Origin of the sequence: Candidatus Brevundimonas phytovorans (assembly GCA_029203145.1) — a bacterium.
Classification (GTDB): domain Bacteria; phylum Pseudomonadota; class Alphaproteobacteria; order Caulobacterales; family Caulobacteraceae; genus Brevundimonas; species Brevundimonas phytovorans.
Genome location: CP119309.1, coordinates 1,168,735 through 1,191,950, shown reverse-complemented (window position 1 = coordinate 1,191,950; position 23,216 = coordinate 1,168,735). Strand labels below are relative to the sequence as shown.

Below are 23,216 nucleotides of genomic sequence, written 5' to 3'. Positions count from 1 at the left end.
TCACGGACTGTTACGACCAAAGCCGTATTGGAATCAGGGTGATGCGGCGCCTATGTCCGCCTCACTTCCCCGCGCCCTCCCCGGGCCGCAGCCGTCAGGTTTCCGATGTCCCGCGTCCGCAACGCCGCCCTGCAATCGAAGATCATGTCCGCCCAGGACGCCGCCGCCCTGATCCCGGCCAATTCGACCGTGGGCATGAGCGGCTTTACCGGCTCGGGCTATCCCAAGGTGGTGCCGATGGCCCTGGCCGAGCGGATCGAGGCCGAGCACGCGGCGGGCAATCCCTTCAAGCTGAAGGTCTGGACGGGCGCCTCGACCGGGCCGGAACTGGACGGCGCCCTGGCCAAGGCGGACGGCATCGAGTTCCGCCTGCCCTACAACTCCGACCCCATCGCCCGTGAGAAGATCAACCGGGGCGAGATGGAATACCTGGACATGCACCTGTCGCAGGTGGCGCCCGTCGCCTGGCAGGGCTTCCTCGGCCCGCTGGAGACCGCCGTGGTCGAGGTCTCGGGCATCCGCGAGGACGGCGCCCTGATCCCTTCCTCCTCCATTGGCAACAACAAGACCTGGCTGGACCGCGCCGACCGCATCATCCTGGAGGTCAACAGCTGGCAGAACCCGGCGCTGGAGGGGATGCACGACATCTACTACGGCACGGCCCTGCCGCCGAACCGTGTGCCGATCCCGCTGACCAAGCCGACCGACCTGATCGGCGAGACCGTCTTCCGCGTCGATCCGTCGAAGATCGCCGCCATCGTCGAGACCGACAGCCCTGACCGCAACCTGCCCTTCGCCGCGCCGGACGCCAGCGCCACGGCCATCGCCGGGCACCTGATCGAGTTCCTGCAGCATGAGGTGAAGCTGGGCCGCCTGCCCGCCCATCTGCTGCCGCTGCAATCGGGCGTGGGCAATGTCGCCAACGCCGTGCTGGCGGGACTGGCGACCAGTCCGTTCGAGAACCTGACCGCCTATACCGAGGTGCTGCAGGACGGGATGCTGGACCTGCTGGACTCGGGCAAGCTGACCGTCGCCTCGGCCACCGCCTTCTCGCTCAGCCCCGAGGCGGCCGCCGACCTGAACAGCCGGATGGAGCAGTTCCGCGGCAAGATCATCCTGCGCCCGCAGGAAATCTCGAACCACCCGGAGATCATCCGCCGTCTGGGCTGCATCGCCATGAACGGCCTGATCGAGGCCGACATCTACGGCAACGTCAACTCGACCCACGTCATGGGCTCGCGCATCCAGAACGGCATCGGCGGCTCGGGCGATTTCGCCCGCAACGCCTACATCTCCTGCTTCGTCACGCCGTCGACGGCCAAGGGCGGCAAGATCTCGGCCATCGTGCCCATGGCCAGCCATGTCGACCACATCACCCAGGACGTGCAGGTCATCGTCACGGAACAGGGCCTGGCCGACCTGCGCGGCCTGTCGCCCAAGCAGCGCGCCCAGGTCATCATCGCCAACTGCGCCCACCCCGACTATCGCGACGCGCTCAGCGACTACTACGCCCGCGCGCTGAAAGGCTCCTATGGGCTGCAATCGCCGCACCTGCTGACCGAGGCCCTGTCCTGGCATCAGCGCTTCATCGAAACAGGGTCGATGAAGCCCTAGAGCTCTGATACCGTCGATACCCGAAGCGGGGGAGCGACGGATGCCACACGACAGATTGAAGGGCGCCGGCCCGAAGCCGAAGGCGAGGTCGTCACGCCGCCTGGTCTGGGGTCTGGTCCTGGGTGCGGGAGGGCTGGCCGTCGCGGCCCTGGTCGGGGCCCTTGTGCTGCGGCCTTCGATCGACGGCTATCCGACCCTGCCCATACGACCTGACGCCGCCGCGCCCGCCCGGCTGACGGTGCGCTTCCTCGGCGCCTCCACCGTGGCGCTGGACGACGGTCAGGACGTGGTCCTGATCGACGGCTATCTCAGCCGTCCGGGGTTGGTGACGTTGCTGACCCGCCCCTTGAAACCAGATCAAGCGGCGATCGCCCGCCACATGAAGCACGCCGGACTGAACCGAATCTCGGCCATCTTCGTCGCCCACACCCATTTCGATCACGCTCTGGACTCAGCCACCCTGGCGAAATCGCGCGGCGCCGCCCTCTATGGGACCAAGACCCTGGCGGCCATCGCGGCAGCCGAGGGAGCCCCCTCGCCGGTTCATCTTCTGCAGGCGGGCCAGCCGATCACCATTGGACGTTTTCAGGTCACGCCCTTTCCTACCCCTCACTCTCCCGGCGATGTCGCGGCGGGTGCAGACGCCGCCGCCTTCAAGCCCCCCGCCCGCGCGCGCGCCTATCCCGAGGGCGGCAACCATTCATTTCTGGTCCAGAACGGAAGCTGCCGTATCCTGATCGTACCCAGCGCGGGCCTGCCGGGCCAAACCTTCAGGAATGTCCGGGCGGATGTCCTTCTGCTGGGCGTCGGGCAGTTGTCGCGACAAGGCCCAGAGGCGGTCGACGCCTATTGGCGCGACACCGTCCTCGCCAGCGGGGCGCGGGTGGTGGTCCCCATCCACTGGGACGATTTCACCCGGTCTCTGGATCAGCCGCTGGCGCCCCTGCCCTATGCCCTCGACCGCCTCGACCAGACCCTGGATCGCCTTACCGAGCTGGCTGGCGACGACATTCAGGTACGCCTGCCGACCGCCTTCACCGCTATCGACTGGTCGGGTTTGCCTGCCGGGGGCTGCGCCTAGTTCCTTTTGAAGTCTCCGATCCGCCGTTGGATCGCATCACTCTCGATCGATTTCGTTCTAGCGGTGCAGACTGGTCGGGAAGGGTCGTCCCAGGGCCTCGGCCATGGCCTGCTGGCTCAGCATGAAGACCAGGTCCCGCTGGTGGTAGTTGTTGGACAGGACAACCACCGTCACATCCGCTTCGGGCTGATAGAGGACCAGGTTGCGGAACCCAGCCCAACTTCCCGTGTGATAGATCTGCTTGTCGTCGAAGGCGGGTGAAACCTGCTCGCCCAGGCTGTTGACGTAGATGCCGTAGCCATAGGCCCGGTGCGCGCGGCCCCGCTCCTTGGGGGTCCCCTCAGGCGCATGGTCAGCGATCATCTGGGCGTAGGAGTTCTCACTCAGGACGTGGCCGTTGTGCAGGGCCCGGTTCCACACCAGCATATCGTCCAGGGTCGAATAGAGGGCGCCGGCGCCGAAGACGACGCTGACGTTGGCGATCGGCTGGGCCGCCAGACCGCCGGGGAAGTTGGCGTATCCCATGGCTAGGCCCTGCGCGTCGGCGTGGGCGTCCGATCCCGTATCCTTCAGGCCCAGAGGCTTGAGGATGGCGTCGTTCAGATAGGTCTCAAAGGGCTTGCCGCTGGCCTTGGCGACGATCTCGGCAGCCAGGTTATAGGCGGCGTTATCGTAGCGAATCTTGGTGCCCGGCTCGAACTGCAGGCCGTATCTGGCCGACGTCTCGGTCAGTTCCTGCGGCGTGCGCGGGGTAACGCGGATGCGCCCCCACTCCGACTGGGCCATCAGGTCGGGAATGCCCGAGGTGTGCGACAGCAGGTGATGAATGCGTAACGGCTTCCACGCGTCCGGGCAGGGCTCGATCCATCTACAGACTGGATCGTCGACCGACAGCCTGCCCTCGTCCTGCAGCTTCAGGATGGCCGCGGCGGTGAACTGCTTGGACACCGAGGCCAGCCGGAAGCGGGTGTCCAGCTTCAGCGGTTGATCGTTTTCGTAGTTGGCCTTGCCATAGACCTGCCGGAACAGGACCTGATCGCCCTTGGCCACCAGGATGGCCCCCATGAATTGTTTGCGCTCGCCGAGATAGTCCAGGCGCGCCTTCAACTGCGGCAGGGCCTCGACGACCTCGACCGGGGGTCGCTCGGGCAGGCGGATCTTGGTCGCTGTCGCGGCCTGGGTCTCCGGTGCGACGGCGTGGACGATCCAGGCGCCGGCGCCGGCGCAAACCAGGGCGACCGCAGCCAGGGATCCGAGGAACCAGGGCCGCCCGCCTGCCGTTTTGGGAACTACAAACACGATACTAAACTACGATCCTAGACGTCGAACTCCAAGCCGAACTGGGCGTAAAGGGCGCGGCTGTCCTGCCATTTCGGGTCGACCTTGACGGTCAGGAACAGGTGAACGGGGCGGTCCAGCAGCTCGATCAGCTCCTCGCGCGATTTCTGGCCGATCCACTTCAGGGTCTGACCGCCCTTGCCCAGAACGATGGGGCGCTGGCTTTCGCGCTCGACATAGATGGTCTGCTCGATGCGCGCCGAACCATCGGCCTTTTCCTCGAACGCGGTCGTCTCGACCGCCGCCGAATAAGGCAGTTCTTCGTGGACACGCAGATAGACCTTCTCACGGGTGATCTCGGCGGCCAGCACGCGCACCGGCACGTCGGCCGACTGATCTTCCGGGTAGAGCCAAGGCCCGACGGGCATGGAACGCGCCAGGCGCTTCTTCAGGTCGTCCACGCCGTCGCCGCTCAGGGCCGAGATCATATAGACCTCTTCATAGACGCCGGTTTCGAACAGCCGCTGCGACAGGGCCAGAAGGGTATCGCGGCGCATCCCGTCGATCTTGTTCAAGCCCAGGATGACCTTGGTGCCCGTCGCCTTCAGGTTGGCGATGATGGTCTCGGTGTCTTCGGCCGAGCGACGGTCGGCGGCGGTGCCTTCACGACCTTCGGCGTCAATGTGCGACTGGGCGTCGATCAGGTGCAGCACCACGTCGGCGTCCTGAGCCCCGCCCCAGGCAGAGGCGACCATGGCGCGGTCCAGACGACGGCGCGGGGTGAAGATGCCAGGCGTGTCCACCAGAACGATCTGGGCGTCGCCCTCGATGGCGATGCCGCGCACGGGAAAGCGCGTGGTCTGGACCTTCTGGGTCACGATCGAGACCTTGGAGCCCGTCAGGCGGTTCACCAGCGTCGACTTGCCGGCGTTGGGCGCGCCAATGATGGCGGCGAAGCCCGCGCGCTGGTTCGGGTTGAGGGTCTCGGTCAAATTACGCCTTCTCGTTTCAACAGCGCCGTGGCGGCGGCTTTTTCCGCCTCCTGACGCGAACGTCCTGTTTGTTTAACGGGGTCGAAACCGACCACCGTCGCCTCGACCACAAAGGTCGGAGCATGATCTGATCCGGTGCGTTCCACCACCCGATAGGTCGGCAGCGGACGCCCCTGGCCTTGCGCCCACTCCTGCAGAGCGGACTTGGGATTGGTTACGGCCGGCGCCGGCGGAGACGCGAACTCCTCGGCCCATGCGATGTCGAACATGGACTTGGCCGCCGTCAGGCCGCCGTCGCGATAAACGGCCGCCAGGATAGCCTCGACAGCATCGGCGATGACTCCGGCCTTTCTGCGGCCGCCCGTCTTCGTCTCGCCCGCAGACAGGCGCAAAGCCGCGCCGACGCCCAAGCGTTCGCCGACGCGGGCGCAGGCGCTCTTGTCCACCAGGGCGTGCAGACGCGCCGAAAGCTGGCCCTCGTCCGCCGACGGAAAGTCCCGCGTCAAACGGTCAGCGACCAGCAGGCCCAGCACCCGGTCGCCCAGGAACTCCAGACGTTCGTTGTCAGGGATGGTGCGGCCGTCGACCTGTCCGCCGCCCTCGCCCACGCTGGCGTGGGTCAGGGCGCGTTCCAGCAAGCCTGGATCGGCGAAATCATGGCCCAGCCGACGCCGGAGCGCGGCGACGGCCTCGGCCCTTGCGTTCGCCATCAGTCCAGAATCTTGAAGAACCGGCTGGGACGCAGATTGGCGAACCAACTGACCGGATTGAACAGCGACGCGCCCGGCGACCATGAGAACATGATGATCTCGGCCTTGCCGACCAGGTTCTCGGCTGGGACCATGCCTACGCCCGAGGACATTTCGACACGGCTGTCGATCGAGTTGTCGCGGTTGTCGCCCATCATGAAGAAGTGACCGTCGGGCACCTCATAGACCGGGGTGTCATCCAGATCGCCGCCGGGTCCGAAGTCCTGGGTCATGAAGCTCTTGCCGTTGGGCAGGGTTTCGCGGACCTTGGCGATCGGGCGCGGGCCGAACATGTCGGCCATCTCAGCCCGGCTGACGACGACGTCCTTCACCGGAGCGCCGTTGATGTAGAGCTTGTTGGCGATCATCTGCACCTTGTCGCCCGGCAGGCCGATCACGCGCTTGATGTAGTCGGTCTTGTTGTCGCGCGGCAGCTTGAACACGACGATGTCGCCGCGCGCCGGGTCCTTGCCCAGAATGCGGCCGTCGAACAGCGGCGGACTCCACGGGATCGAGTGCTTCGAGTAGCCATAGGACCACTTCGACACGACGATGTAGTCGCCCTCATAGAGGTTGGGCTCCATCGAGGCCGACGGGATAGTGAAGGGCTGGAACAGCAGCACCCGCAGCACGAAGGCGATCAGCAGGGCGAAGACGACGGTCTTGATGATCTCGACCGTCTCGTTGCTCGCGGACTTCTCTTTTTTCACACGTTTGGCTTTCTTGGGACGCGGCGTGGCGTAGATCGGCTTGTCGCTGTCGAGGGCTTCGGGATCGTCGCCCATATCGAAGGGGGCGTCGCCGTCGTCGCTCCAGATCGGTCGCTGCTCGGTCGGGTCGATGGCAGGATTGCCGGCGCCGCCGTTCGCCTTGGGGTCGTCGCTCATGGTCTGCTCGAATCCCCCGCAGAACGCGGGGTAGAAAGCCTGAGGCGTAAAGGCTGATTACGCCACGGGCAAGGCTTCGATGACCACGAAAGCGAGAGCATAAGGGTGTTCGTCGCTGAGGGTCAGATGGATGCGCGGTTCATGCCCCGGCGGGGTTAGACGCGCCAGGTGTTCGGCGGCGTGGCCGGTCAGGGCCAGGGTCGGCTGACCCGACTTCAGGTTCACCACCCCCATGTCGCGCCAATAGACGTCGGATCGCATCCCGGTGCCCAGCGCCTTGGCGCAGGCCTCCTTGGCCGCGAACCGCTTGGCGTAGCTCCAGGCCGGGTCCGGCTTGCGGTCCGAACGGGTGCGCTCGATCTCGGTAAAGACGCGGTTCTTGAAGCGGTCGCCAAATCGGGTCAGCGACGCCTCGATCCGCCGGATGTCCGACATATCGGCGCCAATGCCGATGATCACCGGCCTGCTCCCCCGATCGCTTCATCCATCGCCGTGCGCATCCGGCGAATGGCGGCGTCCAGTCCGACAAAAACCGCCTCCCCGATCAGGAAGTGGCCGATATTCAGCTCCTTGATCTCGGGGATGGCCAGGACCACGCTGGCGGTGGCGTAGTCGAGGCCGTGACCGGCGTGGACCTCCAGCCCCAGGATGTCGGCCTGGGCGGCGGCGGCGCCCAGACGGTCCAGCTCGAAGGCGCGCTCGGCCGGATCCGTCAGGTGGCAATAGCGGCCGGTGTGAAACTCGACCACCTGGGCGCCCACGGCGGCGGCGGCCTCGACCTGGGCTTCAGACGGTTCGATGAACAGGCTGACGCGGATGCCTGCTTCAGACAGCGCCTTCACCACGGGGGCAATGCGCGCCTCGTGGCCCGCGACGGCCAGACCGCCCTCGGTCGTGACCTCCTCACGCCGCTCCGGCACCAGACAGGCGGCGTGCGGACGGTGACGCAGGGCGATGGCCAGCATCTCTTCCGTCACCGCCATCTCGAAGTTCAGCGGCTTGTTCGCGCGACGGCACAGGGCCGTCAGCACGTCGATGTCGGCGTCGGTGATGTGACGACGATCCTCGCGCAGGTGGGCGGTGATACCGTCCGCCCCCGCCGCCAGCGCCGCCTCGGCCGCGCGGGCAGGATCGGGATGGGCGCCGCCGCGCGCGTTACGAACCGTGGCGACGTGGTCGATGTTGACGCCCAGACGAACCCGCTCGCGCTTCATCCCGTGCTCTTTCTTCTTACTTGGCCAACGTCTTACTTGGACAACCGGCGGCTGCCCGGATCCTCGACCGGCAGAGCGGCCAGTTCGGGCGGCAGGGCGTCGGCCGGATAGGCAGGGACATCCAGCGTCGCCAGGGCGATCAGCGGCACGCCCACGTCGGCGCGTCCGCCCGAGCGGTCGACGATGCAGGCGGCGGCGACGACTTCGCCCCCGGCCTTCTGGATGGCGGCGATGCATTCGCGCGACGACAGGCCGGTGGTGACGATGTCCTCGACCATGACGACCTTCTCGCCCGGTTCGACGGTGAAGCCACGGCGCAGCTTGAACTCGCCGCCTTCGCGCTCGACGTAGAGCGAGCGCACGTTGAGGTGCCGCGCCGTCTCATAGCCAGGGATGATGCCGCCGACGGCGGGCGAGATCGCCACATCCACCGGACCGACCGTAGCCACGATTTTCTCGGCCAGAGCCTTGCACAGGCGCTCGCAGCGGCGCGTGTCCATGAAGACCAGGTTCTTCTGCAGGAAGACCGGGCTGTGCAGGCCCGACGACAGGACAAAATGGCCTTCGCGCAGGGCGCCGGCGTCGCGGAATTCGTTGAGGACGTCTTCAGTGTTCATGAGAGCGTCCCTTAGACCCTGCATCCCCGCCCCTCAAGCCGAGCGACCTACTTGATGTCGCAGTTCGGCTTCAGTCCGCCTTCCAGCAGCTTCGTCCAGACGGTCTCGGCGTCGTCGGCAAAGGCGAACAGCGCCATGTCCGAGGCCTTGACCATGCCGTGCTCAATCAGGGTGTCGAAGTTGATGACCGAGCGCCAATAGGCCTCGTCGAACAGAACGATGGGGATCGGCGGCGCCTTGTCGGTCTGACGCAGGGTCAGGATCTCAAACAACTCGTCCAGCGTGCCGAACCCGCCGGGGAAGACCACCAGACCATTGGCCCGCATGGCCAGATGCATCTTGCGCATGGCGAAATAGTGGAACTGGAACGTCAGCTCCGGCGTCGACCAGGGGTTCGGAACCTGTTCGTGCGGCAGGGTGACGTTGAAGCCGATCGACGGCGCGCCCGCTTCGTGCGCGCCCTGGTTGGCGGCCTGCATGATGCCAGGACCGCCGCCAGTGGCGATGACGTTGTCGCGCACCTCGCCCGGCGCCCCGCGGAAGGCCCCGCCCCGCTCCGAGGCGATGCGGCCGAACTGGCGCGCCTGTTCATACCAATAGGCGTGACGACCGCCGCCGTTGGCGCCGACGCGAGCGCTGCCGAACACCACGATGGTCGAGCGCACGCCCCAGGCCTTCAGCGCCTCCTCGGCCTTTTCGTACTCCATCAGGAAGCGCACGCCGCGCATCGATTCCCCCAGCAGGAAGTCTCGATCGAGGGCGGCCAGACGATAGGAGGGCGACGCCAGTTGAGCGGCGTTGGCGAGTTCTTGCTGTTCAGGAGACATTTCGGCCTTCAGTCAGACGCGCGGGCGATCAACCGCGCGCGCGGTCCACGGTATCGACGGACGGGTTGGCGCGCAGCGCGGCGATGATCATGGTGGCGTGGCGGGCGTCCTCGACCTCGACATCAATATCCACGTCGAAGAAGTCCTGCTGACGATGCGCCATCGACAGGTTCAGGATATTGCCGCCGGCCTCGCCGATGATGGTCGCCACCTGCCCCAGAACGCCGGGCGCGTTGCGGATGGTGGCGCGCAGACGAGCCGCCGCCACCGCATCCTGCTCAGCTTGAGGCGTCCATTGCAGGTCTTGCCAGACGCTGTCGTCGTCGGCGAAATCGGCCAGGCTCTGACAGTCGATCGTATGGACCGTCAGCCCCTTGTCGGGTTCCAGGATGCCGACGATGCGGTCGCCCGGCACAGGGCTGCAACAGGCGCCGAAATGGATGCTGACTCCAGGCGTCAGGCCGCTGCCGCGCACGAACAGGCGGGCATGTTCATTGCCGATCCGTTTGCGCTCCGGCCCCGCTTTCAGCTGGCCCTTCAGTGCGGGGAACATGGTTTCGGCGATCTTGGTCGCCGCCAGACGGCCCCGGCCAATGGCGTCGAACATATCGTCTTCGGTGGCGATGGCGTGGGTTTCCAGCACCGGCTTCAGTGAAACCTCGGCCAGGGACTTGCCGGCGCGCTCCAGCGTCTGCTCCAGCGTCGCCCGCCCCAGACGCACGAACTCGTCGCGCTCTGACGTTCGGATGTGGCGGCGAATGGCCGAGCGGGCGCGCCCCGTGACGGTCAGGCTGCGCCAGTCGGTCGGCACCTCGCGCTTGGCGCCGCGAATGATCTCGACCACGTCGCCGTTTTGCAGCGCCGTGCGCATAGGCTTCAGTTCGCCGTTGATCTTGACGCCTACCGCTGTGTCGCCGACCTCGGTGTGGACCGCATAGGCGAAGTCCAACGCCATGCCCCCGCGCGGCAAGGTGATCAGCGCGCCCTTGGGCGTGAAGACGAAGACCTGATCCAGGTACATTTCGAGCTTGGCGTGCTCGACCCAGTCCTCGCCGCCCTCGCCGTGCTCGATGACCTGAACCAGGTGGCGCAGGTTCAGCAGCGGGTCGCGCCCGCCGTCCGCCTCCATCGCCTCGCGGTCAAAGCCGTAGGAGTGGTTCTTGTAGGCCCAGTGCGCCGCCACGCCGTCCTCGGCGACCCGGTCCATGATCTCCGTGCGGATCTGCATCTCGATGCGCAGACCGCCCGGTCCGACGACCGTGGTGTGCAGCGAACGATAGTTGTTCGACTTGGGCGTCGAGATGAAGTCCTTGAACCGCTCGGGCACCATGGGCCAGGCCCGGTGGATCACGCCCAGGGCGCGGTAACAGTCGTCTTCGGCCTCCACTATGACCCGGAAGCCGTAGATGTCCGACAAGGACGAGAAGCCGACCGACTTCCGCTGCAGCTTGCGCCAGATCGAATAGGGAGTCTTTTCACGCCCCTTGACCTGCGCCGCGATGCCGGCCTCGTTCAGCACGGTCTCGATCTCGCGCGACACGCCCTCGATGGCGCGGCCGTGTTCCAGCTTCAGCGCCTCCAGACGGCGCTGAATGGCGACGCGCGCGGTGGCGTTCAGGTGCTCGAACGCCAGTTCCTCCAGCTCGGAGGCGATGGAGTGGATGCCGATGGAGCGGCCCAGCGGCGCATAGACTTCCAGGGTCTCGCGGCTGATGCGCTCGCGCTTCTCCGGCTTGACGTACTGGAGGGTGCGCATGTTGTGCAGGCGGTCGGCCAGCTTGACCAGTAGAACGCGCACGTCCTTGGAAATGGCCAGGATGAACTTGCGCAGGTTTTCAGCCTGACGCGTGTGCTCAGCCTGAAGCTCCAGCCGCGACAGCTTGGTCACGCCCTCGACCAGGACAGCGACCTCCTCGCCGAACATGGCCGCGATGTCGTCGCGCGTGGCCGAGGTGTCCTCCACCACGTCATGCAGCAAGGCCGTGACGATGGTGGCCGTATCCAGCCGATAGTCTGTCAGGATGCCCGCGACCTGGATCGGGTGCGCGAAATAGGGATCGCCAGAGGCCCGCAACTGCGAGCCGTGCATCTTCATCGCATAGACATAGGCCTTGTTCAGCAAAGCCTCGTCCGCGGTTGGGTCGTAGGCCTTGACCGCCTCGATCAGTTCGAACTGGCGCATGATCGGGGCGCGTTTGGCTTCGGACGCTTGGGACACGGACTGGGGAGACTCGGACTCGAGGGGGGCTTCAGACGACAACGGCGCCGCCCCGGAAAGGAGCGACGCCGTCTGGTCTATCTGATTCGCGACCTTGTCCGGCGACGAGCCCGCGGAGGACCGCGCCGGAAGGATGGTTACGCCGTTGACTGGCTCAGCCGTCAGTAGCGTTCCTCCTGGCCGCCGTCCCGGTCGCTTTGCAGCGCGCGGATCAGTTCGGCTTCGGCCATGTTCATGTGCTGCGGCTCGGCCAGCAGCGCCACGACTTCGGCTTCATCCTCGGCTTCCGTCCGCTCATCGACGCGTTGCAGCGTGGTGATGATATTCTCGCGCAGCTCGGTCGGCACGACGGTGTCGTCGGCGATTTCGCGCAGCGCCACGACAGGGTTCTTGTCGTTGTCGCGATCGATGGTCAGGGCGGCGCCATTGGCGATGTTGCGGGCGCGGTGGCCGGCCAGCAGAACCAGACCAAAGCGGTTCGGCACCTTCTCGATGCAATCTTCGACAGTGACGCGGGCCATGAAATTCCTCAGGCGGCAGGGAGAACCGCACAAAATATAGGGTTAGGCGTGATTGTGCAACGCCGCGAAGGCCGGAATACGGCGCAAACCTCCCTATAGACGCCGCAACGGTCGGGCGTCGACCCCGACCGTGCAGGTCGCAGCCAGGTCTTTCGCTGCAGCCTCGGCCGTCGGGTGCCGCCACTCCGGCGCGATCTCGGCCAGGGGACCCATGACGAACAGCCGATCGGCCGCGCGTGGATGCGGCAGGATCAGCCCCTCCAGATCGCCGCTGAGCCGCCCATAGGCGATCAGGTCCAGGTCCAGGGTACGTGGCGCGTTGCGCACGCTACGACGCCGATCAAACACATCCTCCATCCGCGACAGCTTGCTCATCAAGGCTCCAGGGTCATGCGCCGTCCGCACGACCACCACCCCGTTCAGGAAGGGCGGATCGGACGGGTCGGGCCAGGCCTGCGACGACCACCATGACGACCGCGCCAGAACATCAATGCCTTCGGCCCGGAACCGAGCCAGCGCCGCCTCAAGCGCTTCTTCACAAGAGACCCAGACGCCCTTGTCATTGCACCCCAGGGCGACGATGACTGCTTCATCCAGATCGAGGTCGCCATCGGGGATTTCGGTCGGGACGCTCATATTCTCGACCATTTCCACGGACTCATATTCATGACCGGCCACACGAGCGACCGCATCGCCCTGTTCATCGACGGCGCCAACCTCTACTCGGCGGCTCGCGCGCTCAACGTCGATCTCGACTTCAGAAAGCTGTCCGACTGGTTCGGCCAGAAGGGCCAGCTGGTGCGCGCCTATTATTACACGGCGGTGGTCGAGGGCGAAGAGTTCTCGCCGGTCCGCCCCCTGGTCGACTGGCTCGACTACAACGGCTTCACGGTCGTGACCAAGCCGGTGAAACGATTCACCGACGCCCAGGGCCACAGCCGCATCAAGGGCAATATGGACATCGAGATCGCCGTCGACATGCTGGAGCTGGCCCCGCGGCTGGATCACATCTTCCTGTTCTCGGGCGACGGCGACTCCCGCCGACTGGTCGAGGCCATCCAGGCCAAGGGCGTGCGCGTCACCGCGGTTTCGACGACACGTTGCCAGCCGCCCCAGATCGCCGACGAACTGCGCCGTCAGGCCGACGCCTTCATCGACCTGTCCGACGTCATGACCCATTTCAGCAAGCCCAAGACCGCGATGAACCAGGGCGTCGCTCGCACCCTGGACCGGAGCGATCGGGCATGAACCGCCCCTTGAACCCTGAACCGGCGCGCGACTGCCCCCTGTGCCCGCGCCTGGTCGCCTATCGGCAGGAGAACATCCGCCAGAACCCCGACTGGTGGAACGGCCCTGCCCCCTCCTTCGGCGATCCCAACGCCCGCCTGCTGATCGCGGGCCTGGCGCCCGGTCGTATGGGCGCCAACCGCACAGGTCGCCCCTTCACCGGCGACCACGCCGGCTGGCTGCTGTTCGACACCCTGAGGAAGACCGGTTTCGCCCACGGGACCTACGATCCTGACGGCAAGGACGACCTGACGCTGACCGACGCCATGATCACCAATGCGGTGCGCTGCGCCCCGCCGCTGAACAAGCCGACAGGGGACGAGGAAAACACCTGCCGCCCTTTCCTGATCGACCGCCTGGCCGCCCTGCCCCGCCTGAAGGTCATCGTGACCCTGGGCGACGTGTCGCGACGCAGCATCCTGCGGACGCTCGGCTATCCCGGCACGGCCATTCCCGCCGGGCATGGTGTCGAGGGCAAGGTCGGCGGCTACACCATCATCAACAGCTATCACTGCTCGCGGCTGAACACGAACACGGGCCGCCTGACGCCGGAAATGTTCGAGGAAATCTTCCACCGCGCCAAGCAGGCGCTGGAGGAATAGGTCAGCCGCCGCCGGCGACCTCGCCGGCCACCATGACCGGCGCCGAGGGCTCGCGGAAGTAGCGGTCGATGCCTTCAGCGACCGAGCGCATCAGGCGGCGACGGGCGCGCTCATCCGTCAGCACCTGCTCATCCTGAGGATTGGTGATGAAGCCCATCTCCAGCAGGATAGCCGGAACGTCGGGCGCCAGCAGGACGGCCAGACCGGCGTCGCGATGACTGCGCCGCAGCAGCGGATGGCTGTCGCCTTCCAGATGGGTCAGCAGGACGCGCGCGAACTGGGCCGAGCGGTTCTGAGTGGCGCGCTGGGTCATGTCCAGCAGGATACGATCGACCGAAGGATCACGTCCCGGCAGGCGCAGATCGCGCTGCCAGTCCTCACCGCGCGTGAACTCGCGCACCGCGCGGCCCGCCCCCTGTTCCGACAGGGTATAGACGCTGGCTCCGCGCAGGGCGGGATCGGTCCCGGCGTCCGCGTGCAGAGAGATAAAGAGATCAGCCCCCGCATCGCGCGCGATCTGCACCCGGCGGCCATGAATGACATAGACGTCGCTGTCGCGCGTCAGGCGCACGCGATAGCGGCCTGTGCGCTCGATTGCAGCCTTCAATTCGCGCGCGGCGGCCAGGGTGACGGCCTTTTCCTGGGCATGAACGCCTTGCGCGCCCGGATCGCGGCCGCCATGACCGGCGTCGATGACGATCAGCGGCTTTTCCTTGCGCGCCTGCTCGCGACGCGGCGGCGTGCTGGCGGCCACCGCAGCGGCGGCGCCCGTCGCCTTCAGGTCGATGACGTAACGATAGTGCGGAACCCCGTCGCCGGGCGGCAGCAGGAAGCGGCGCTCGATCTCGGCGCCGCGCGCCAGGTCCAGACGGATGCGGGAAGAGGTACCAGCGGAACTGACTTCATAGCCGCGCACCAAGCCCGAACCGTTGCCGTCCAGCCCCCGGCCCGGCGCCACATCCGACAGGGCGACGATCACCCGCCCCGTCGCGCCGTCCTCGATCACCTGTCCGCGCGTGGTCTTTCCCAGGTCCAGCACGACCCGCGTGCGCTGGGCGTCACCGCCGAAACGAATGCCCGAAATCTGACCATCCGGTCCAAAGGCCAAGCCGCGCCCAGCCGTCAGCACGACGGCGCAAATCACGACGAAGGCCAAGGCCGTCATCGCCCATTCGCGCACGCCCCAACGGGCCAGATTGTTACGCCACCGGCCATACATGGACGGACTTCACCCTTCTGGTTCAGAAGACAGGATGGGCCAAGCCACTAAGGATTTCGTTAATACCTGTAACGGTCGTGGTTCTTTTATTTTCCGCTACATATGCCTATGATCTGTTCCGCAAGCGAATGATCGCGCCCCCTGTGGTTTCATCAGGGTTCGGGCGCGCCCTCCTCGCGGCGCTGACTTTCACCTCATTCCGAGGATCGCCCGGCCTGGCCGACGATCCGAAGATACGGGTCCGGGACGCGGCCTTGAACGGCGCGTTCGGATCCAGGACCGACAGAACCTCATGGGCCGACCCGCCTGCGCTCCCGACCGGCAGACCATTGCCGCTCTCGCACTTCGCGAGGGGATGACGCGCGCCCTGGCCCCCATTTCCATTCGGCGAGCCGCCCCCTTGTCCGCGGATGCATCCGCAGGGCCCGGCCTGGCGCGCCAGAGAGAGACCATCCATGTCAAAAACAATGCTGATCGATGCGGCGCACGCGGAAGAAACCCGCGTCGCCATCGTGGACGGACGCCAGGTTGAGGAATTCGATTTCGAATCCACGGCCCGCCGCCAGCTTCGCGGCAACATCTATCTCGCCAAGGTCACGCGCGTAGAGCCCAGCCTCCAGGCGGCCTTCATCGAGTACGGCGGCAATCGTCACGGCTTCCTGGCCTTCAACGAAATCCACCCGGACTACTATCAGATCCCGGTCGCCGACCGCGAAGCCATCATGGCCGAAGCGCATTCGGACGACGACGATCACGATGATCTGGGCCGTGAAGGCGACGATGAGTCCGAAGGCGGTCTGGCCGACGAGGAACGTCTGAAGCGCCGCCTGATGCGCCGCTACAAGATCCAGGACGTCATCAAGCGCCGTCAGATCCTGCTGGTGCAGGTCGTCAAGGACGAGCGCGGAGCCAAGGGCGCGGCCCTGACCACCTGGCTGTCGCTGGCCGGCCGCTACTGCGTCCTGATGCCGAACACCGGCAAGGGCGGCGGCATCAGCCGCAAGATCACCAACACCTCCGACCGGCGCCGCCTGAAGGCCGCCGCCTCGGCGCTGAAGGTGCCCAAGGGCATGGGTCTGATCATCCGCACGGCCGGCGCCAAGCGCACCAAGGCCGAGATCAAGCGCGACTATGAATACCTGCTGCGCCTGTGGGAGACGATCCGCGAGAACACGCTGAAGTCGAACGCCCCGGCCGTCATCTACGAAGAAGAGAACCTGGTCCGCCGCGCCGTGCGCGACATGTACGACAAGGACTTCGACGGCATTCAGGTCGAAGGTCTGGAAGGCTTCAAGGAAGCCCGCGACTTCATGCGCGTACTGATGCCGTCGCAGGCCAAGAAGATCCACCTGTACCAAGGCTCAAAGCCCCTGTTCGCCGCCAATGGCATCGAAGAGGTCCTGACCCAGATTCACCAGCCGGTCGTGCCGCTGAAGTCAGGCGGCTATCTGGTGATCAACCAGACCGAAGCCCTGGTCGCCATCGACGTGAACTCGGGCCGCTCCACCAAGGAGCGCAATGTCGAGGCCACCGCGACCAAGACCAACCTGGAAGCCGCCGTTGAGGCCGCTCGCCAACTGCGTCTGCGCGACCTCGCCGGCCTGATCGTCATCGACTTCATCGACATGGATGAAGGCAAGAATAACCGCGCCGTCGAGAAGGCGCTGAAGGACGCGCTGGCCAAGGATCGCGCCCGCATCCAGATGGGCCGCATCTCGGGCTTCGGCCTGATGGAAATCAGCCGCCAGCGCCGCCGCCTGGGCGTGATCGAAGGCGCTACCGAGGTCTGCCCGCACTGCCAGGGCGCCGGCCGTATCCGCTCGGCGGAATCGGCGGCCCTGGTGACGCTGCGCGCCGTGGACATCGAGGCGGGCCGCAACGGCGCCGGTTCGGTCAACCTGCGCGTCTCGACCGCCGTCGCCCTCTACATCCTGAACCACAAGCGCGAATATCTGCAGCGCCTGCTGGAACAGCGCGGCCTGAACGTGGTCATCCTGATCGACGACACCCTGGCTCAGGGCGAGCACGCCATCGAGCGCACCGCCACCAACGAAGACTTCATCCCGTCCGTCACCCATATCTCGGCGGCCGAACTGGACGACGGCTTCGACGACAGCGCCTTCGACCATGAGGACGAAGACGAGGACGATGAGATCATCGCCGGCGACGACGAGGACGACGCTGACCTGGATCGCGAAGACAACGACGACGATGAGCCGCGCGAGCGCTCGGAATCGCACGACGGCGAAGGCCGTGGTCGTGGCCGTCGTCGTCGCCGTCGTGGCGGTCGCCAGGAAGAGGGCTCGGATGAAGCCGCCGCCGTGGACGTGGTCTCGGCTGACGACGAAGACGACGACAGCGAGGCCGGCCGTCGCCGCCGTCGCGGTCGCCGTGGCGGACGCCGCATGCGTGAAGACGGCGAACGCGACGCCTTCACCTGGGTGCGCGGCCGCACGCCGTCGCTGGACGACCCTTACGTCTGGTTCGACCCGATCAACCCCACGCCCTCGCCCCGCAGCGAGCGTGCGCCGGTCGAAGCCTCCTCTGAAGCGCGCGACGTCGAGGAAGTCGTCGGTGAACGCCCCGAGGGCGAACGCGCTGAACGCGAAGGCGGCCGCTCGCGCCGTCGTCGCGGTCGTGGTCGCGGTCGTGACCGTGGCGGCCTGCCGCATGACGCCAAGGTCGAAGACCGCGCCGGCAACGAGGGCTTGCCTCCCGTCGGCTCGCCGGACACGCCCATCGCCACGGTCATCCCCACGGATGACGCCGTCGCAGCGGAAGCTCCTGAAGCGGTCGTCGAAGCGGCTGAAGCGCCCAAGCGTCGCCGCGTGCGCCGCAAGGTCAGCGCCGATATCGCCGGCGTCGCCGTGATCGAAGCCCCCGTTGAAATGGACGTCGAAGCGGCTGTCGAGGCTGAACCCGTCGTCATCCCCGCCCAGTTGGACGTGGAGCCGGTGGTCGCCGCCAAGGTCGAGGCCGCCATTGAGCAGGCTACGGCGCCAGCACCTGCTCCTGAGCCGGTCATCCTCGTCGAGCCGACGCCTGCGCCGGCCCCCGAGGTCGACGTAGCCTCCATCATCGCCGAAGACCCGAACCAGATCGGCGCCCCGCCCGAGAAGCCGAAGCGCGGCTGGTGGCGCCGTTGATCGGACACGATTAGGCTTGAAGACACGGGGGAGACTGTCGCTCTGGAGTACGTCATGACCAGGCTTCCCCGTGTCGCTACCTCTGCCGCCACCCGCGTGGCCTCCCGCCTCCTCGTGTCCGCTACGGCCGCCGTGGCGGTGCTGGCGGCGGCGGGATCGGCCTCGGCCCAGAGCCTGATCCGCGACACCGAGATCGAAGGCATCATCCACGAGTGGTCCGAGCCGGTCTTCGTGGCCATGGGCCTGGACCCGACCGAGGTGGAGATTCTGCTGGTCAACGACCAGGACCTGAACGCCTTCGCCACGCGCGGGCGCATCATGGGCCTGAACACCGGCCTGATCCTGCAGACCAAGACCCCCAACCAGCTTCTGGGCGTGATCGCCCACGAGGCCGGCCACATCAAGAACCGCCACACCCTGCGCGACGGGGCTCAGAACGCCGGCATGCAGCCGATGATCATGACCATGGCCCTGGGCGCCCTGGCCGCGATCGCCGGCGCGCCGGACGCGGGCGCGGCGCTTCTGGCCTCCAGCCAGTATTTCGGGACCCTTGGCGCCCTGCGCTACATGCAAAGCCAGGAAGGCGAGGCCGATATCACCGGCGCCCGCGCCCTGGAACGCGCCGGGGAATCCGGCAAGGGCATGGTCGAGTTCTTCGAGAACTTCCGCTCGCAGGAAGTCTTCTCGGATCAGCGCCGTTACCCCTATTTCCGCAGCCACCCCCTGTCCTCGGCCCGCATCGAGGCCCTGCGCCGTCCCGTCGAGGCCGCCCCCCACTACAGCCATCAGGACAGCCCCGAGCGGATGGCCCAGCACGCCCTGGTGGTCGCCAAGATCCGCTCCTTCATGGAATCCCCGAACGCGGCGCTGCGCGACTACCCGTCGTCCGACACCTCCCTGCCCGCCCGTTACGCCCGCGCCATCGCCTGGTATCGCGACGGCCAGACGGACAAGGCGCTGGATGCGGTCGACGCCCTGCTGACCGAGCAGCCCGCCAACCCCTACTTCTGGGAACTGAAGGGCCAGATCCTGTTCGAGGAAGGCCGTCCGGCCGAGGCCATCGGCGCCCATCAGAAGGCCGTCGAGCTGAAGCCCGACGCCCCGCTGCTGAAGATCAATCTGGCTCACGCCCTGATCGAGACCAACGACGCCGCCAATCTGGAAGCGGCCGTCGATCAACTGAAACGCGCCGTTGCGCTGGAGAAAGACAACACCCTGGCCTGGCGCCTGCTGGGTCAGGCCTACGCCAGTCAGGGCAAGGAGGGCGAGGCGCGTCTGGCCTCGGCCGAATACTGGTTCGCCCTGGGCCGCACGGAACAGGCCAACCAGTTCGCCATGCGCGCCCGCGACATGCTGGACCGCAACTCCATCGAATGGCGCCGCGCCACCGACATCGTCTTTTCGTCGGGCGCTTCGCAAAAAGACATCGACGACGCCGAACGCCGCAACGAGCAGCGTACCAATCGCGGCGTCATCCTGCCCAACGGCTAAGGCCGCCCAGTTTCTGATACCGAGACCCGCATGACCGACGACGCCCGCCCTGACGCCCCCCTGACCCCAACGCCCGCGCCGAAAGGCAGCATCCTGTCGTCGCTGTCAGGCAAGACGCTTGCCGGCGCCGCTCTGGCTGTGTCGGTCGCGGCCCTGGGCCTCTCGGCGGCCCCCTACCTGACCGGCGGCGACTTCGGCGGGCGGGTGCGCGCCTATCTGATCCAGAACCCCCAGGTGCTGGACGAGGTCCTGCAAGCCCGTCAGGCGCATGAGGACAACGCCCGCGTCGACACCATCAACGCCGCCGCCAAGGCCAACCCGGCCCTGCTGGCCCCCGACGCGCGCGACCCCAGCTTCGGCCCCGTCGACGCCAAGGTGACGGTGATCGAGTTCTTCGACTTCCGCTGCCCGGGCTGCAAGGCCGTGGCCCACGACTACCGCGCCCTTATGGCCGCCCACCCAGAGGTGCGCTTCGTCTTCAAGGACTGGCCGATTCTGGACCGGGGCGACGACGTCACCTCGCAATACGCTGCGCGCGCCGCGCTCGCCGCGCATCAGCAGGGCAAGTATCTGGAGGTCTATGACGCCCTGATGACCGAGCGCGCCCTGGACCGCGCCGCCATCGACGCCATCCTGGTCAAGCAAGGCGTGGACATGACCAAGGCTCAGGCCGCCATCGCCTCGCCCGAGATGACCCGCCACGTCACCGACATCCACACCGTCGCAGCGACCCTGGGCCTGCAAGGCACGCCGACCTTCTTCATCAACGGCAAGGCCAGCGCCAGCATCGAACCCGGCGAAGTCGCCAAGCAGATCGAAGCGGCGAAACGCTAACCCTCGTCGTGGAAAACTAAGCCGCCGCCAGCGTCCGCTCGCCGCCGATCCACTCGATGTTAGAACGTCGCGTCGCCTCAGCGGCGGCGTCGACGTTCCCCAGCGCCTTTTCGGCCTCGGCCAGGACGAAGTAGCTGTAGGGATCGCTGGGCCAGTCGCTCAGCAGTTCCTCGATCTTGGCCTTGGCCCCGGCGGCGTCGCCATTGGCCAGCATCGCCGCCGCCAGACTACGGCGCGTCGGATACCAGATGACCGGCGGATCGCCGCCCTCGTCTTCCATGGCCTGTATCTGCGCCGCGCGCGTAAAGGCGGCGACGGCGGCTGTCGCATTGCCCTCGATCATGGCGGCGCGGCCTTCCAGAATCCGCTGGGACAACTCCGCAAAGACCGCACGCTGCTCGGCCATCGGCCCGACGAACTGCGAGGCCTCACGCACCGTCTTGATGGCCTCGGCCTCGGCACGAACGGCGGCCGCGTCGCCCGCCCGTGCGGCGGCCTCGCCACGCGCATAGCGCCAGCTGATGCGCAGCAGAGGATGGGTCTCCGGCGGCGCCTTCAGCGCCGCCACCTGCTCGGGCGTGCCAAAGCGGCCATAGAGGGCGTAGGCGTTGTTGGCGACGATCTGCCGCCAGTAGTCCTGGGCGCCGATGTTCGGATAGGTGCTCAGGAACCAGTCGGCGAGCTTCAGCCCCTCCTCGCCGCCCCCGGCCATCAGGGCGCCGCCCATGCCGAAGTGGATGTTGTGGCCATGCAGCCGCATCGCCGGCACCCCGCCCGGCGGCTTGGCCAGGGCGTCATAGCGCCGGTCCAGCGCCACGGCGTTGACGTTGGACATCATCGCATCCCGGTAACGCCCGACGCGGTAGTAGGTATGCGACGGCATATGCACCAGATGGCTGGCCGCCGGAGCCAGCAGGGCCAGCTTCTCGCCGTACGGAATGGCCTTGTGCGGGTCGTCCGACCACTCGGTCAGGTGGATATAGAGGTGGATCGCGCCCGGATCGTTCGGGTTCTTGGCCAGCGCCTGCTCCAGCAGGCCCATGGCGCGCGGGATGGCCGGATCAGCCGCCTTGCCCTCGTCGTCCCACCATTCGTCGGCGGCCAGCAGCCAGGCGTCGGCGGTGATGTTGGCGATGGCGCCGTCGTCGGGGTTCTGACGCGCGATGCGGTCCATGCGCTGAGCGAAGCGGTCGGCGCGGCTCTTTTCCGAGCCGGAATAGCGCTGGATCAGGGCGTCGATCATCTGTCGCTGCACCGGCGTGGCGTCGCGAGCCAAACGGCGGGCGTCACGCGCGGCCTTCCGAGCCGCCTCTATCGAGGCCTTGTCCTGACCGCCGCCGTTCAGATTGGGGCCGATGGCCCAGGCCTCGCCCCAGGCGCACATGCCGCACGACGGGTCCAGCGCCCGCGCCTTGCGGAAGGCGCGCACCGATTCGGTGTGCTCGAACGCCCAGCGCAGCCTCACCCCGTGGTCGAACCAGGCCTGGGCCTCGGGATTGACCGTATCGATCTTGAACCCGCCCGTGCCGAAGCCCTCGACCATGACGATGTCGTTGGTCGGGATGACCTCGATGGCCGAGCCGCCGGGACCGCAAACCTGCGGCTGCTCCAGCAGGTCGCGCACCGCCTTGTCCGCCGTCGCGTCTGCCACGGCCATCGGCCCGAACATGCAGGCCGCCATGGCCGTGCAGGCCATCAATCCAAAACGCATCTTCCCTCTCCCACAGCCGAGAAGAGAGTGCGCCCGGATCAGGAATGCAGCAAGTCGCGCCCCTGTCGCAGCCTAGATCAGACCCGCCAGCGGCGAGGACGGATCGGCATAGAGGCGCTTCTTCATCCGCCCGGCCAGATAGGATTCACGACCGGCGATCACCGCATGCCTCATGGCGCTGGCCATCAGGATGGGATCGCGCGCCTCGGCGATGGCCGTGTTCATCAGCACGCCGTCGCAGCCCAGCTCCATGGCGATGGCGGCGTCCGAGGCCGTGCCGACGCCCGCGTCGACCAGGACCGGCACCTTGGACTGCTCGACGATCAGGCGGATGTTGATAGGGTTCTGCACGCCCAGACCCGAGCCGATCGGCGCGCCCAACGGCATGATGGCCACCGCCCCCGCGTCCTCCAGCTTGCGCGCATAGACGGGGTCGTCGGTGCAATAGACCATGACCTCGAAGCCCTCAGCGGTCAGCAGCTTCAGCGACCGCAAGGTCTCTTCCATGTCGGGGAACAGGGTGCGCTGGTCCGCCAGAACCTCCAGCTTCACCAGGGTCCAGCCGCCCGCCTCGCGCGCCAGACGCAGGGTCCGCACCGCGTCCTCGCCGGTGAAGCAGCCGGCCGTATTGGGCAGATAGGTGTATTTTCTGGGATCGATGAAGTCCGTCAGCACCGGCTGGTTCGGATCGGTCAGGTTCACCCGGCGCACGGCCACGGTGACGATTTCAGCGCCCGAAGCCTCGGCCGCCGCCGCGTTCTGGGCATAGTCCCGGTACTTGCCGGTGCCCACGATCAGGCGCGAGTTGAAGGTGCGGCCGGCGACGGTCCAGCTGTCGGTGCGGGGGGCGGTATCGGTCATGCCCCTGACCTAGCGCCACGCTGCGCCGGGGGGAAGCGCCGTTGCCGGATTTGATGGCTTGCCCCTC

The 23,216-nt window shown here is 66.8% G+C and carries 21 protein-coding genes; 7 read left to right on the top strand and 14 right to left on the bottom strand.

Annotation, left to right across the window (positions count from 1 at the left end; genetic code table 11):
- The first annotated feature begins 105 nt into the window (after window positions 1-105).
- Window positions 106-1,614 (top strand): acetyl-CoA hydrolase/transferase family protein, encoded by a 1,509-nt coding sequence (locus P0Y52_05645; protein WEK59026.1) that lies wholly within the window; start codon window positions 106-108, stop codon window positions 1,612-1,614.
- Between the two features lie 40 nt (window positions 1,615-1,654).
- On the top strand, window positions 1,655-2,695 hold the full coding sequence (locus tag P0Y52_05640) for an MBL fold metallo-hydrolase (protein WEK59025.1): 1,041 nt from the start codon (window positions 1,655-1,657) through the stop codon (window positions 2,693-2,695).
- A gap of 57 nt (window positions 2,696-2,752) precedes the next feature.
- On the opposite strand, the gene P0Y52_05635 is transcribed toward P0Y52_05640, so the two are convergent.
- The 11 genes from P0Y52_05635 to folK all read right to left on the bottom strand — a co-directional run bounded on the left by P0Y52_05635 (window position 2,753) and on the right by folK (window position 12,634).
- Entirely contained in the window at window positions 2,753-3,994 is a 1,242-nt protein-coding gene (locus tag P0Y52_05635) for a serine hydrolase (protein WEK59024.1), read from the bottom strand.
- A gap of 17 nt (window positions 3,995-4,011) precedes the next feature.
- On the bottom strand, window positions 4,012-4,965 hold the full coding sequence (gene era / locus P0Y52_05630) for a GTPase Era (protein ID WEK59023.1): 954 nt from the start codon (window positions 4,963-4,965) through the stop codon (window positions 4,012-4,014).
- A complete protein-coding gene (gene rnc / locus P0Y52_05625; protein ID WEK59022.1) occupies window positions 4,962-5,675 on the bottom strand; it encodes a ribonuclease III in 714 nt (237 codons plus the stop codon). Before rnc ends, era begins: the two co-directional genes overlap by 4 nt.
- On the bottom strand, window positions 5,675-6,601 hold the full coding sequence (gene lepB / locus P0Y52_05620; protein WEK59021.1) for a signal peptidase I: 927 nt from the start codon (window positions 6,599-6,601) through the stop codon (window positions 5,675-5,677). The genes rnc and lepB overlap by 1 nt, the downstream gene beginning before the upstream one ends.
- 57 nt (window positions 6,602-6,658) lie before the next feature.
- A complete protein-coding gene (gene acpS / locus P0Y52_05615) occupies window positions 6,659-7,060 on the bottom strand; it encodes a holo-ACP synthase (GenBank protein WEK59020.1) in 402 nt (133 codons plus the stop codon).
- Window positions 7,057-7,815 (bottom strand): pyridoxine 5'-phosphate synthase, encoded by a 759-nt coding sequence (locus P0Y52_05610; protein WEK59019.1) that lies wholly within the window; start codon window positions 7,813-7,815, stop codon window positions 7,057-7,059. Before P0Y52_05610 ends, acpS begins: the two co-directional genes overlap by 4 nt.
- A 32-nt stretch (window positions 7,816-7,847) precedes the next feature.
- Window positions 7,848-8,432, bottom strand: coding sequence for an orotate phosphoribosyltransferase (gene pyrE / locus P0Y52_05605; protein WEK59018.1), 585 nt, complete (start codon window positions 8,430-8,432; stop codon window positions 7,848-7,850).
- A gap of 47 nt (window positions 8,433-8,479) precedes the next feature.
- Entirely contained in the window at window positions 8,480-9,259 is a 780-nt protein-coding gene (locus tag P0Y52_05600; GenBank protein WEK59017.1) for a TIGR00730 family Rossman fold protein, read from the bottom strand.
- Between the two features lie 28 nt (window positions 9,260-9,287).
- On the bottom strand, window positions 9,288-11,441 hold the full coding sequence (locus P0Y52_05595; protein ID WEK59016.1) for a bifunctional (p)ppGpp synthetase/guanosine-3',5'-bis(diphosphate) 3'-pyrophosphohydrolase: 2,154 nt from the start codon (window positions 11,439-11,441) through the stop codon (window positions 9,288-9,290).
- 197 nt (window positions 11,442-11,638) lie between these two features.
- Window positions 11,639-11,998 carry a DNA-directed RNA polymerase subunit omega gene (gene rpoZ / locus P0Y52_05590; protein ID WEK59015.1) on the bottom strand — a complete coding sequence of 120 codons (360 nt, stop codon included), beginning with the start codon at window positions 11,996-11,998 and terminating at the stop codon, window positions 11,639-11,641.
- A gap of 93 nt (window positions 11,999-12,091) precedes the next feature.
- The gene (gene folK, locus P0Y52_05585; GenBank protein ID WEK59014.1) at window positions 12,092-12,634 is read right to left on the bottom strand and encodes a 2-amino-4-hydroxy-6-hydroxymethyldihydropteridine diphosphokinase; all 543 of its coding nucleotides are present in this window, start codon (window positions 12,632-12,634) and stop codon (window positions 12,092-12,094) included.
- Between the two features lie 30 nt (window positions 12,635-12,664).
- Here folK and P0Y52_05580 point away from each other — a divergent pair, with 30 nt between their 5' ends.
- Together P0Y52_05580 and P0Y52_05575 are read left to right on the top strand one after the other, a co-directional pair.
- Window positions 12,665-13,246, top strand: a complete 582-nt coding sequence (locus P0Y52_05580) for an NYN domain-containing protein (GenBank protein ID WEK59013.1) — start codon at window positions 12,665-12,667, stop codon at window positions 13,244-13,246.
- Entirely contained in the window at window positions 13,243-13,887 is a 645-nt protein-coding gene (locus tag P0Y52_05575; GenBank protein ID WEK59012.1) for a uracil-DNA glycosylase, read from the top strand. Before P0Y52_05580 ends, P0Y52_05575 begins: the two co-directional genes overlap by 4 nt.
- A 1-nt stretch (window position 13,888) precedes the next feature.
- Here P0Y52_05575 and P0Y52_05570 read toward each other — a convergent pair whose 3' ends face one another.
- Entirely contained in the window at window positions 13,889-15,106 is a 1,218-nt protein-coding gene (locus tag P0Y52_05570) for an N-acetylmuramoyl-L-alanine amidase (GenBank protein ID WEK59011.1), read from the bottom strand.
- Between the two features lie 455 nt (window positions 15,107-15,561).
- Between P0Y52_05570 and P0Y52_05565 the strand changes: the two genes are divergently transcribed.
- From P0Y52_05565 to P0Y52_05555, 3 genes are read left to right on the top strand one after another with little or no spacing between them, the layout of a single operon-like run.
- A complete protein-coding gene (locus P0Y52_05565; GenBank protein WEK59010.1) occupies window positions 15,562-18,252 on the top strand; it encodes a ribonuclease E/G in 2,691 nt (896 codons plus the stop codon).
- A gap of 54 nt (window positions 18,253-18,306) precedes the next feature.
- Window positions 18,307-19,743, top strand: coding sequence for a M48 family metalloprotease (locus P0Y52_05560; GenBank protein WEK59009.1), 1,437 nt, complete (start codon window positions 18,307-18,309; stop codon window positions 19,741-19,743).
- A gap of 30 nt (window positions 19,744-19,773) precedes the next feature.
- Entirely contained in the window at window positions 19,774-20,577 is an 804-nt protein-coding gene (locus tag P0Y52_05555; protein WEK59008.1) for a thioredoxin domain-containing protein, read from the top strand.
- Window positions 20,578-20,593: 16 nt separating this feature from the next.
- Here the strand turns inward: P0Y52_05555 and P0Y52_05550 are convergent, their stop codons facing one another.
- Both P0Y52_05550 and P0Y52_05545 read right to left on the bottom strand, forming a co-directional pair.
- On the bottom strand, window positions 20,594-22,288 hold the full coding sequence (locus P0Y52_05550) for a hypothetical protein (GenBank protein ID WEK59007.1): 1,695 nt from the start codon (window positions 22,286-22,288) through the stop codon (window positions 20,594-20,596).
- Between the two features lie 72 nt (window positions 22,289-22,360).
- Window positions 22,361-23,149, bottom strand: coding sequence for a thiazole synthase (locus tag P0Y52_05545; GenBank protein WEK59006.1), 789 nt, complete (start codon window positions 23,147-23,149; stop codon window positions 22,361-22,363).
- Window positions 23,150-23,216: the final 67 nt, after the last annotated feature.

What these genes read in the sequence shown, in the direction of transcription:
- P0Y52_05645 (WEK59026.1), top strand. Translation starts at nt 106, where the DNA reads ATGTCCCGCGTCCGCAACGCCGCCCTGCAATCGAAGATCATGTCCGCC.
- P0Y52_05640 (WEK59025.1), top strand. Translation starts at nt 1,655, where the DNA reads ATGCCACACGACAGATTGAAGGGCGCCGGCCCGAAGCCGAAGGCGAGG.
- rnc (WEK59022.1), bottom strand. Translation starts at nt 5,675, where the DNA reads ATGGCGAACGCAAGGGCCGAGGCCGTCGCCGCGCTCCGGCGTCGGCTG.
- lepB (WEK59021.1), bottom strand. Translation starts at nt 6,601, where the DNA reads ATGAGCGACGACCCCAAGGCGAACGGCGGCGCCGGCAATCCTGCCATC.
- P0Y52_05610 (WEK59019.1), bottom strand. Translation starts at nt 7,815, where the DNA reads ATGAAGCGCGAGCGGGTTCGTCTGGGCGTCAACATCGACCACGTCGCC.
- pyrE (WEK59018.1), bottom strand. Translation starts at nt 8,432, where the DNA reads ATGAACACTGAAGACGTCCTCAACGAATTCCGCGACGCCGGCGCCCTG.
- P0Y52_05600 (WEK59017.1), bottom strand. Translation starts at nt 9,259, where the DNA reads ATGTCTCCTGAACAGCAAGAACTCGCCAACGCCGCTCAACTGGCGTCG.
- P0Y52_05595 (WEK59016.1), bottom strand. Translation starts at nt 11,441, where the DNA reads ATGCGCCAGTTCGAACTGATCGAGGCGGTCAAGGCCTACGACCCAACC.
- rpoZ (WEK59015.1), bottom strand. Translation starts at nt 11,998, where the DNA reads ATGGCCCGCGTCACTGTCGAAGATTGCATCGAGAAGGTGCCGAACCGC.
- folK (WEK59014.1), bottom strand. Translation starts at nt 12,634, where the DNA reads ATGAGCGTCCCGACCGAAATCCCCGATGGCGACCTCGATCTGGATGAA.
- P0Y52_05580 (WEK59013.1), top strand. Translation starts at nt 12,665, where the DNA reads ATGACCGGCCACACGAGCGACCGCATCGCCCTGTTCATCGACGGCGCC.
- P0Y52_05575 (WEK59012.1), top strand. Translation starts at nt 13,243, where the DNA reads ATGAACCGCCCCTTGAACCCTGAACCGGCGCGCGACTGCCCCCTGTGC.
- P0Y52_05570 (WEK59011.1), bottom strand. Translation starts at nt 15,106, where the DNA reads ATGTATGGCCGGTGGCGTAACAATCTGGCCCGTTGGGGCGTGCGCGAA.
- P0Y52_05565 (WEK59010.1), top strand. Translation starts at nt 15,562, where the DNA reads ATGTCAAAAACAATGCTGATCGATGCGGCGCACGCGGAAGAAACCCGC.
- P0Y52_05560 (WEK59009.1), top strand. Translation starts at nt 18,307, where the DNA reads ATGACCAGGCTTCCCCGTGTCGCTACCTCTGCCGCCACCCGCGTGGCC.
- P0Y52_05555 (WEK59008.1), top strand. Translation starts at nt 19,774, where the DNA reads ATGACCGACGACGCCCGCCCTGACGCCCCCCTGACCCCAACGCCCGCG.
- P0Y52_05550 (WEK59007.1), bottom strand. Translation starts at nt 22,288, where the DNA reads ATGCGTTTTGGATTGATGGCCTGCACGGCCATGGCGGCCTGCATGTTC.
- P0Y52_05545 (WEK59006.1), bottom strand. Translation starts at nt 23,149, where the DNA reads ATGACCGATACCGCCCCCCGCACCGACAGCTGGACCGTCGCCGGCCGC.